A 10,132-nucleotide genomic window follows, 5' to 3' on the forward strand; every position below is an offset into this window, starting at 1 on the left:
TCTAATTTCCTACCTTTCAAGAAAAAATCGTTTGAGGCGCCGAATAAACATTCCCTCGTTTTTAGCCGTTATCCTATTGTCTTGAGGAATAAGAATATTCACCATTTCTATTAGTGATATACTCGCTTTAGATGCTGGATTTTGAAGCAAAAAAGGTATTTGGCGATTGACCGCTTTCTGAACAGCTTGATCGTTTGGGACAATACCTAATAGAGAAATAGATATGTTCAAAAACTGCTGAACAGCTCGGTTAAATCGTTCATACGTCTCATTTCCTTCTTTGTCAGAAAGCGTTTTGTTAATAATAAGACGAACCGGTGCTGATACAGAATAGGAAGCTGCTAGCTTAATAGCAGCGTAGGCATCTGTTATAGATGTAGGTTCTGGTGTTGTGACCACGATCATTTCATCTACAGCTTTTAAAAACTTAAGCACACTCTCTGACATGCCCGCTCCCATATCAAAAATCATATAATCATATTGATTTGTTAACGAATTCAATTCTTGTATTAAATGAGCAAGGTCTAATGGAGACCATTCAAATACAGAGGAAATTCCTGTTCCACCAGCCACATAAGCTAAATTCTGAGGACCTTTTTTAATAATTTGCTGGATGGAAAGCTTTTTTTCTAGCAAATCGACCATCGTATATGAAGCAGTTTGCCCAATCAAAATATCAATATTTCCCATCCCTATATCCATGTCAAAAAGAAGAACTCTTTGCTTTTGCTTCGTTAGCGCAAGAGATAAGTTTAATGATAGATTCGACTTTCCAACTCCCCCTTTTCCGCTTAACACGGCTAGTGTTTTACAATTCCTTAAAGAGTTTTGATGCTTCTTTAACACTTTTTCTCTTAAAACTGCTGCTTGATCATTCATCTTTCCAATCTCCAAACACATCGTCAATAAACTCTTTTATTTTAAATGCCGAAACATCTTCTGGTACATCCTGCCCGTTTGTTGTAAAAGCAGCTCGCTGGCCGTAATGATATAACATATTTAAAAGTGAGCCTTTGCGGATGGTTTCATCTTGCTTCGTAAAAATCAAGTGATCAACAGGCAAACTAGCAAAACGTTCATATACAGCTTTCATATCTGATACTTTTGACGTTAGGGCTAAAACAAGAAACGTTTGCAAATTTTCTTGAAACGTAATAATTTTCTTTAAATCATTTACATATTGCTGTTCCAAAAAGTTACGGCCTGCTGTGTCAATAAAAATCACATCGTATGCTTCCGTTTCTAGCAAAGCTTTTTTAAAATCTGCTCCGTTATAACAAATCGTTAAAGGAGCATTTAAGATCGAAGCGTACGTCTTGAGCTGCTCAATCGCTGAAATTCTATACGTGTCAGTTGTAATAAATGCTATTTTTTGATTGTGTTCCAGGACACATTTTGCGGCCAATTTAGCAAGAGTTGTTGTTTTACCGACACCTGTTGGTCCTACTACACTTACATATTTTTTGAAAGGACCGCTCCATTCACTTGCTTTAAACTGATTGACAAACCAGCTCTTCGTCCACTCCATAAGTTGATTTGAGTTAGGGCGATGTAAGTAGTAGTACTCTAGCATAGGAGCCTCTATGCTTTTTAAAATAGCTTCGTCTATTTCTTGCAAATGCAAATAGGCAAGCACATCCTCCACTGCTTTTGGATATGAACCTGAAGAAACCTTTGGCATTTGATTCATTTGTGAAACAAGAGTATTTAACTCACTGAGCTGCTGCTTCATAAAAGATTGATTATCTTCCGTACTGGGTTCTGGCGGCGACGAATTCTTCTTTACGCTCAGCTTTTCTACGGAATCGACAGCTGCCAATACTTCTATTTTTGCCTTAGTAAATAAGCCAAGAAACCCTCCTGTTCGAATTTGTTTTGAATGTAAAATAACCGCTTCCTCACCTAAATCTGAACGAATGGCTTTCATAGCTTGCGGCATAGATGCTACTACGTATTTTTTTACTTTCATCAGATATCCACCACTCCAACACTTTGAACTTCAACATTTGCTTCTAGCTCGTTATATGATAAAACTGCCATATGGGGAAAATACCGCTCAGTGATTTGGCGCACGTACATCCTCACCGCAGGAGAACATAACACAATTGGAGACTGTTCTTGAAAAGAAAGTGTTTCTGTTTGCTTGGCTATACTTTCTACGATAGCTTGTGAAACGTTAGGGTCTAGTGATAAATAATTCCCATGCTCCGTTTGTTGAACAGCTTCCGCCATCGTTTTTTCAACTTTTCCTGAAAGGGTAAGAACTCGAAGCAGATCTTCTTGGACCGTATATTGACTGGTAATTTGTCTTGCGAGCCCTTGCCGGACATATTCAGTTAACAAATCGGTGTCTGACGTCATTTTTCCGTAGTCGGCCAGCACCTCAAAAATAATGGGTAAATTTCGAATTGAGACGCTTTCTTTTAAAAGCTTTGCCAGTACCCTTTGAATGTCTCCAACGGAAAGAGGATTAGGCGTTACTTCCTCAATTAAAATAGGATACGTTTCTTTTGTGTGATCGATTAGTTGCTTTGTCTCCTGCCTTCCAATCAGCTCATGCGCATACGATTTTATAACTTCTGTTATGTGCGTAGACACAACCGAGGGCGGGTCAACAACGGTATACCCGAACATCTCAGCCTGCTCCTTCACCGACTCACTAATCCATTTTGCAGGCATCTTAAAAGCTGGCTCTAACGTATCAATTCCTTCAATCAAATCATCATCCATTCCCGGACTGATTGCTAAATAGTGATCGAGCAGCAGCTCCCCTTTTGCCACTTCATTGCCCTTTATTTTAAGACAGTATTCGTTGGGCTGAAGCTGAATGTTATCTCTGATGCGAACAACCGGAATGACTAATCCTAGCTCAAGTGCCAGCTGTCGCCTAATCATCACAATTCGATCGAGCAGATCGCCTCCTTGATTCGTATCAGCAAGCGGAATTAATGCATACCCAAATTCAAATTCAATTGGATCAACGCTTAATAGATTGACAACACTCTCCGGACTTTTCATTTCATTGTCTTCCATCTCTTCTTCAGTAGGCGCCATTTCTTCACGAACCGCCTGATGCTTAGCCCGAGACAAATAATAACCTCCCACTTCTAACAAAATAGCAATAGGCATTGTAATAACATCATTAATTGGCGTAATTAAACCAAGAGCCGCAATCGTTCCTCCAGTGACATAAAGCATAACTGGAAAAGCAAACAGCTGCTGTGTAATATCTTCGCTCAAATTACCTGTTGAAGCAGCTCTAGTGACGATAATACCTGTCGCTGTTGAAATCATAAGGGCTGGAATTTGACTCACTAACCCATCGCCTACTGTTAACAAAGTAAAGGTTTGGGATGCTTCCGTGATGGACATTCCCATTTGCAGCATGCCGATAATAATCCCAAATAAGATATTAATAAGGGTGATGACAATCCCTGCAATGGCGTCACCTTTGACGAATTTACTGGCTCCATCCATTGCTCCGTAAAAATCTGCTTCGCGCTGAATTTTTTCACGGCGGTCAATTGCTTGCTTTTCTGAAATCATACCTGCATTTAAATCTGCATCAATACTCATTTGTTTACCCGGCATCGCATCCAAGGTAAAGCGGGCGGCTACTTCAGAAACACGCTCCGCTCCTTTTGTAATAACGAGAAACTGAATGATAATTAAAATAATGAAGACAACAAAGCCCACTAAAGGATTGCCTCCAATAACGAAGTGGCCAAATGTTTCCACCACTCCGCCTGCTTCTCCTGTTCCTAAGATTGAACGTGTCGTCGATACATTCAAACCTAATCGAAACAGCGTAAGAACCAGCAGCAAAGACGGAAATACCGACAGCTCTAAAGGTTCTTTCATATTCATGGAAACGAGCAGTACAAGCAGCGCAAGAGAAATGTTAATCATGATTAAAATACTTAATAACCATGAAGGCAACGGAATAACAAGCATAACGATAATGAGTACAACACCTATAACAACTGGCAGTTCTCTTGCAGACATTAATTTTTCTCTCCTTACAATAGCGTAACGTTACATTTTATTTTGAATGCGGTATACGTAAGCTAATATTTCAGCCACCGCTTTAAAAAACTCTTCGGGTACTGCATCTCCTACTTTGGTTTGGTCAAAAAGTGCTCTTGCCAGCGGACGGTTCTCTACCATAATGATTTCATGGCTTTTGGCAATTCCTTTAATCTTTTGAGCAATAAAATCTACGCCGCTGGCTACAACATAGGGAGCATCCATTTTTTCTTCATCATATTTTAAAGCAATGGCATAATGAGTGGGGTTTGTAATGATGACATCCGCTTTTGGAACTTCTTGCATCATGCGAGACATTGCCATTTCCCGCTGCTTTTGCTTTATTTTTGATTTGATTAGAGGATCCCCTTCAATGTTTTTATGCTCATCTTTGATATCTTGCTTTGACATTCGAATATTTTTCTCGAAATCAAACTTTTGGTACAAATAATCAAGCAGCGATAAAAATAAAAGCATAAGCGAGGCTGCAAGTCCCATTTGAAAAACAAGCTTAGACAGAACAATCAGCGAGTCCCCTATACTTTTTTGAGATAAATTTAATACGTCTTCTATGTGAATCCATAAGATAAAAAACGTGACGGCTCCGATACACATAATTTTCAGCGTTGACTTGATTAGTTCTACCAGCGCTCTCATGGCAAAAATCCGTTTGGCTCCGCTAATAGGGTTAATCTTTTCTAACTTAGGCTGAAGAGCCTCCGTGGAAAAAAGAATACCAACCTGCATATAATTCGCTCCGAGCGCAGCAATAAAAGCTGCGAGCATAACAGGACCTGCTGCAAGAGCTATTGAAGGAAGAAGGTGCTTAAACATTGCAAATACGCGCTCTGCCGTCACTTCCTCAAGCATATACGTTTGAAAAGCTTCTCTTAACAACTTCATCATTTGCTGTAAAAACTGTTTGGCTCCAAACAAAAAATAAAGAAAAACCATTAAAAGGATGAGCGCAGTTGTAACGTCTTGACTTTTAGCTACCTGTCCTTTTTTTCTAGAGTCTTGCTTTTTTTTAGGTGTAGCTTTTTCCGTTTTTTCTCCCGCGAAAAATTGCAAATCAACTTTTACTAAAAACAAAGCTACACCCCTCCTAATATGCGAATCATCGCGCGCATCGCTTCTATCATTTGTTCAAATATGATTTGCATCATATAAAACATGCTCCCCATCACGACAATCAGCAAAATAAAGGCAACAATAATTTTTACCGGAAACCCCACTACGAAAATATTTAACTGCGGAACGGTTCTCGCGACAATTCCAAGCGCGATATCGACTAAAAATAATGAACCTACTAAAGGCAAGGACATTTGAACAGCTACTAAAAACATCGATGAAAAAACAGTTATGATGTGTGTAGCAAATGCTTGGCTTCCCACAGGGAAAGCTACTTTGTCTAACGGAATAATTAAATAACTATTATAGATGCCGTCTATTAATAAATGATGTCCATTGGTCGATAATAAAAATAGGAGAGCAAATACATATAAATATTGACCTAGTATCGGACTTTGCGCCCCTGTCTGCGGATCTATTACGTTGGCAATCGCAAACCCAACTTGAAAATCGATGAGACCTCCGGCAATTTGAATAGCCATAATAAATACATACGCAGTCAAACCAATAAACAACCCAACAGCACATTCTTTTACTACTAAAAGTACAAACTGTGCATCTAACGAAACGACGGGTAAATCAATTGTTGTCGCAATAATAACGGATAGCGAGGCAGACAAACCTACCTTATGAACTGCGGGAATCGTTTTGTATGAAAATAGCGGAACCGTAATAAAAAAAGACGTTACCCGCACTAGCACTAGTAAAAACGCGGGATAGGATAAGATCAACTGACTCATAGCTATCCTACGTACCGATACAGATTTGAAAAAATTTCATATGTAAAGGAAATCATTTTTGATAACATCCACGGACCAAAAAATACAATACCTACTAAGACCGCTACAATCTTAGGAACAAAAGCAAGAGTTTGCTCTTGAATCTGGGTAGTTGCTTGAAAAATACTAATAATGAGCCCAACTACAAGGGCCAGCAGTAATAAAGGGCCAGATACAATTAGGATTGTATACACGCCTTTTTCTGCTAACGAAATGACAAATTCTCCATTCATTGTCTATCACCTATTGAAAACTTATTAATAATGATTTAACAACTAAATTCCAGCCGTCAACCAGTACAAATAGTAAAATTTTAAACGGGAGCGAAATCATAACGGGAGGAAGCATCATCATTCCCATAGACATCAGCACGCTTGCTATAATCATATCGATAATGAGAAAAGGAATAAAAATCATAAATCCAATTTGAAATGCTGTCTTTAGCTCACTGATTGCATAAGCCGGAACGAGCGCAGTTAAGGGAATATCTTGAACAGAGGATGGCTTATCTATATCCGCATATTCTAAAAAAAGAGCTAAATCTTTTTGTCTTGTATGAGCACTCATAAATTCTTTCATTGGTTCAGCTGCTTTTTCATAGGCTTGATTCAGCGTGATTTTTTCTTTTAAAAGCGGCTGAAGCGCCTGTTCATTTACCTGAGAAAAAGTTGGCGCCATAATAAAAAACGTTAAAAACAGCGATAAACCAACTAATATTTGATTAGGAGGCATTTGCTGTGTCCCGAGCGATGTACGTACAAATGACAGCACAATGACAATGCGTGTAAAGCAGGTCATCATAATTAAAATTCCAGGAGCTACCGAAAACACCGTCAGCAGCAACAAAAGCTGGACAGACGTGGAAATATTTGTAGGACTGCTCGAGTTAAAGAGGTTCATCACTTCATTCATCGTTCTTTTTGTTCCTTTCTAACTCTTTTAGTACGTTTTTCCTTTTTATTTTCATTTCATTCATTTCTCGCTGAAAAAGCTGTTGAAAAGAATGGCTGGATTTCTCTTCTTTTTTAGAAGTCAATTTTTCTAAAAAAGACGGTAGTACGACTTTATATTCGCTCTCGTTTTTCTGTTGTTCCTCATACTGCGTGAGCAGCTGCTGTTTCTCTTGCCCTGTAATTTCTGAAAGAAGCTGCACATTTTCACCGACTCCAATGATTAAAAGCTGATCTCCAACTTTGACTACTTGTACAGATTTGCTGCTTCCAACATTTGTACCCCCCAAGTTTTGTACTATTTTATTTTTTTGCAGCAGTCTTCCTTTTTTATTGACAAATTTTAAGAGTGCAAAAAGCAGCCCAATTACAAGTAAAAACGCGAATATCATCTTCATAATATCTCCAGCTGAAAGCGTAGGCGTCCCCTGGAGTGCAGTTTTTTCTTTTGAATCAGTACTCTCACTCTCTGAACACTTCTCCGTTTTTTCCAAACATTCTTTTACCGATGCAGATCCACTTTCTGCATAGACGATTTGATTTGATCCTGCTAATACGCTTATTAACAGCGCAGCAATTACGAACTTTCGCAGCAATGTCTGCCACCTCTTACTTCAACATAGTGTAAGATTAGCGGGAAAGCCCCGCCAATCTGTTGTTTATCCAATTGCTTTTGAAATTGCCTCTAATACTCGATCTGCTTGAAAAGGCTTAACGATAAAATCTTTTGCCCCTGCTTGAATCGCATCAATTACCATTGCCTGCTGGCCCATGGCTGAACACATAATCACCTTAGCATCACTTTTTATGCTTTTAATTTCTTTTAAGGCCGTAATTCCATCCATTTCAGGCATCGTAATATCCATTGTGACAAGATCTGGTGCATGCTCTTTAAATAACTCCACAGCCTGCTGGCCGTCTGCCGCTTCCGCTACTACTTCATATCCATTTTTCGTTAAAATATCTTTGATCATCATGCGCATGAATGCAGCATCATCTACAATTAAAATTCGGTTTCCCATCTCTACTCCTCCTAAAAATCATCACTTTAGTTTGTTAATACGGTCTCTTTGACTAATAATATCGGTTACGCGAACGCCAAAATTCTCGTCAATGACGACCACTTCACCTTTTGCAATTAATTTGCTATTAATCAAGATATCTACTGGTTCGCCTGCTAGTTTATCAAGTTCAATGATTGCACCAGAAGATAATGCTAAAATCTCTTGAACCGTTCGCTTAGTTCTTCCAAGCTCCACGGTAACTTGAAGCGGGATATCAAGCAGCATGTCTAAATTTCGTGAATCTCCTTGAGGAGAAGACACGTGCTCGAACTCTGAAAACGATGCGGGCTGAATATCAACTGGTACATGAACAGATTCTGCCTGCTGTGTTTCTTCATGCTGTATGTATTCAGCTGCCGGCGGTTCTGTTTGCTTTTCGTTAAGGTCTGATTCTTTTTCAATAGAAGCTGCCATATCTTCTGCGCTTGGAACTAAGAGCTCTTCCACCAAGCTTTTGGCAAAAGATATCGATAAAAGCTGCATAATATTCGAATCGATTAATGTGCCTACCTTCAAATTAAAAGAGACCTTTACAAAGACGTCATCTTGGGGAATCAACTCTGTGCCTTCCCCTTTTTGAATATTTAAAATATCTAAGCTCGGCGGAGAGATATCAATTTTCTTTTGAAATACCGTAGACATAGACGTCGCTGCAGAACCCATCATTTGATTCATCGCTTCCTGCACTGCACTCAGCTTAATTTCATCCATGATTTCCGTCGGATTCTCACCCGTTCCACCAAGCATCAAATCTGAAATAACAGCTGCATCTTCATGTTTAATAACTAACAAATTCGTACCAGAAAAGCCTTCTGTATACTGAACTTGCACAGCGACATGAGGATTTGGAAATTCATCCGTCAGCTCTTCTTTATATACAAGCGATACAAACGGTGTGGTAATATCGACTTTTTGATTCAATAAAGCCGATAGCGCTGTTGCTGAACTGCCAAACGAAATATTTCCAATTTCGCCAAGCGCGTCTTTTTCCATTTCCGTAAAGTAATCATCTACTTGACTTGACTTATTCGGCTCTGAAAACCCGTCAAGTGAAGAAGTTCCTTTTAACAACGCATCAATTTCATCTTGCGAAAGCATGTCATCGTTCATTCCTTTCGTTCCTCCTCTTAACATCATCTAGAATTTGCACAGCGACTTTCCGACTGACTTTTCCAGGCTGTGCAATAAATTTAGGTTGTTCTCCGACGTAAATAGTTAACGGATTATGAACGCTTGTTTGCAGTCGAATAACATCTCCCGCATCTAATGCTAGGAAATCTTCAATTGAAATATCCGCTTTTCCTAGCTCGGCTACAACCTGCAATTCCGCATCATTGATTTGTTCCTTTAGCTGCTCAACCTCTTGTACGTTAGGTTCTTTTTTCGAAGATTGCATCCAGTAATGAACGGACAGTTTGGACACAATCGGCTCAAGCGTCACGTGCGGAATACATAGATTGATCATGCCCGTTTCATCTCCAATTTGTACGTTTAATGAAATGACGATGACAATTTCATTTGGTGAAATTACCTGCAAAAACTGAGGATTCACTTCAAACTCTGATGTTTCAGGTTCAATTTCCGCAATAGAACTCCAAGCTTCTCTCATACTGTCTAACGTTTTCTCTAACAAGTTTCGAACCAAGCTCGTTTCAATCTCCGTTAAGTTACTAATTTTCCCACCGCTCTCGCCTTGTCCCCCAAGCAAGCGATCAAGCATCGCATAGGCAATGTTCGGATTGACTTCCATAATGATATGCCCTTCTAAAGGAGGGACGGCTATCACGTTTAAGATGGTTACTTTCGGAACAGAGCGAATGAACTCCTCATATGGAATTTGATCCACTGATACAACGGACACTTGTACAACGTTACGAAGCTGCGCCGAAAAGACGTTGATTAACATGCGCGCATAATTTTCATGAATTCGCGTCAAACTGCGAATCTGATCTTTTGAAAAACGCAGGGCGCGTTTAAAATCATATGTACGAATACGCTGTTTTTTATTTTCCTTTTTTAGCTCATCCGCATCCATCTCTCCGGTTGATAACGCGGATAATAGGGCGTCAATTTCATTTTGTGATAATACATCCCCTGCCACTAGCTTCCCTCCCTTTTTCTTTACTGCAACACTTTAGACGTTGTATAAATTTTAACAACATGTCCGTTTTCCATTAATTGA

At 39.3% G+C, this 10,132-nt stretch carries 11 protein-coding genes; all 11 read right to left on the reverse strand.

Annotated elements, in window-relative coordinates; genetic code table 11:
- Positions 1-9: 9 nt before the first annotated feature.
- Positions 10-879, reverse strand: a complete 870-nt coding sequence (locus AC3WJG_RS04875; protein WP_337133942.1) for a MinD/ParA family protein — start codon at positions 877-879, stop codon at positions 10-12.
- On the reverse strand, positions 872-1,969 hold the full coding sequence (gene flhF / locus AC3WJG_RS04880) for a flagellar biosynthesis GTPase FlhF (RefSeq protein ID WP_328240082.1): 1,098 nt from the start codon (positions 1,967-1,969) through the stop codon (positions 872-874). Before flhF ends, AC3WJG_RS04875 begins: the two co-directional genes overlap by 8 nt.
- A complete protein-coding gene (gene flhA, locus AC3WJG_RS04885) occupies positions 1,969-4,005 on the reverse strand; it encodes a flagellar biosynthesis protein FlhA (RefSeq protein ID WP_337133940.1) in 2,037 nt (678 codons plus the stop codon). Before flhA ends, flhF begins: the two co-directional genes overlap by 1 nt.
- A gap of 30 nt (positions 4,006-4,035) precedes the next feature.
- A complete protein-coding gene (flhB, locus tag AC3WJG_RS04890) occupies positions 4,036-5,118 on the reverse strand; it encodes a flagellar biosynthesis protein FlhB (RefSeq protein ID WP_050689634.1) in 1,083 nt (360 codons plus the stop codon).
- Positions 5,119-5,120: 2 nt separating this feature from the next.
- A complete protein-coding gene (gene fliR / locus AC3WJG_RS04895; RefSeq protein ID WP_025750309.1) occupies positions 5,121-5,897 on the reverse strand; it encodes a flagellar biosynthetic protein FliR in 777 nt (258 codons plus the stop codon).
- A 2-nt stretch (positions 5,898-5,899) separates the two neighbouring features.
- Complete coding sequence (gene fliQ, locus AC3WJG_RS04900) at positions 5,900-6,169, reverse strand: flagellar biosynthesis protein FliQ (RefSeq protein WP_016765390.1); 270 nt, start codon at positions 6,167-6,169, stop codon at positions 5,900-5,902.
- A 10-nt stretch (positions 6,170-6,179) separates the two neighbouring features.
- Positions 6,180-6,848, reverse strand: coding sequence for a flagellar type III secretion system pore protein FliP (fliP, locus tag AC3WJG_RS04905; protein ID WP_013084783.1), 669 nt, complete (start codon positions 6,846-6,848; stop codon positions 6,180-6,182).
- Complete coding sequence (locus AC3WJG_RS04910) at positions 6,841-7,482, reverse strand: flagellar biosynthetic protein FliO (protein WP_102812607.1); 642 nt, start codon at positions 7,480-7,482, stop codon at positions 6,841-6,843. The genes fliP and AC3WJG_RS04910 overlap by 8 nt, the downstream gene beginning before the upstream one ends.
- Before the next feature lie 63 nt (positions 7,483-7,545).
- Positions 7,546-7,908 carry a response regulator gene (locus tag AC3WJG_RS04915; protein ID WP_028410821.1) on the reverse strand — a complete coding sequence of 121 codons (363 nt, stop codon included), beginning with the start codon at positions 7,906-7,908 and terminating at the stop codon, positions 7,546-7,548.
- Between the two features lie 21 nt (positions 7,909-7,929).
- Positions 7,930-9,060, reverse strand: a complete 1,131-nt coding sequence (gene fliY, locus AC3WJG_RS04920; RefSeq protein ID WP_028410820.1) for a flagellar motor switch phosphatase FliY — start codon at positions 9,058-9,060, stop codon at positions 7,930-7,932.
- Complete coding sequence (gene fliM, locus AC3WJG_RS04925; RefSeq protein ID WP_028410819.1) at positions 9,050-10,051, reverse strand: flagellar motor switch protein FliM; 1,002 nt, start codon at positions 10,049-10,051, stop codon at positions 9,050-9,052. Before fliM ends, fliY begins: the two co-directional genes overlap by 11 nt.
- Positions 10,052-10,132: the final 81 nt, after the last annotated feature.

The sequence above is a fragment of the Priestia sp. FW507-14D1A genome (assembly GCF_058781295.1).

What these genes read in the sequence shown, in the direction of transcription:
- AC3WJG_RS04875 (WP_337133942.1), bottom strand. Translation starts at nt 879, where the DNA reads ATGAATGATCAAGCAGCAGTTTTAAGAGAAAAAGTGTTAAAGAAGCAT.
- fliR (WP_025750309.1), bottom strand. Translation starts at nt 5,897, where the DNA reads ATGAGTCAGTTGATCTTATCCTATCCCGCGTTTTTACTAGTGCTAGTG.
- flhA (WP_337133940.1), bottom strand. Translation starts at nt 4,005, where the DNA reads ATGTCTGCAAGAGAACTGCCAGTTGTTATAGGTGTTGTACTCATTATC.
- flhF (WP_328240082.1), bottom strand. Translation starts at nt 1,969, where the DNA reads ATGAAAGTAAAAAAATACGTAGTAGCATCTATGCCGCAAGCTATGAAA.
- fliQ (WP_016765390.1), bottom strand. Translation starts at nt 6,169, where the DNA reads ATGAATGGAGAATTTGTCATTTCGTTAGCAGAAAAAGGCGTGTATACA.
- fliY (WP_028410820.1), bottom strand. Translation starts at nt 9,060, where the DNA reads ATGAACGATGACATGCTTTCGCAAGATGAAATTGATGCGTTGTTAAAA.
- fliP (WP_013084783.1), bottom strand. Translation starts at nt 6,848, where the DNA reads ATGAATGAAGTGATGAACCTCTTTAACTCGAGCAGTCCTACAAATATT.
- AC3WJG_RS04915 (WP_028410821.1), bottom strand. Translation starts at nt 7,908, where the DNA reads ATGGGAAACCGAATTTTAATTGTAGATGATGCTGCATTCATGCGCATG.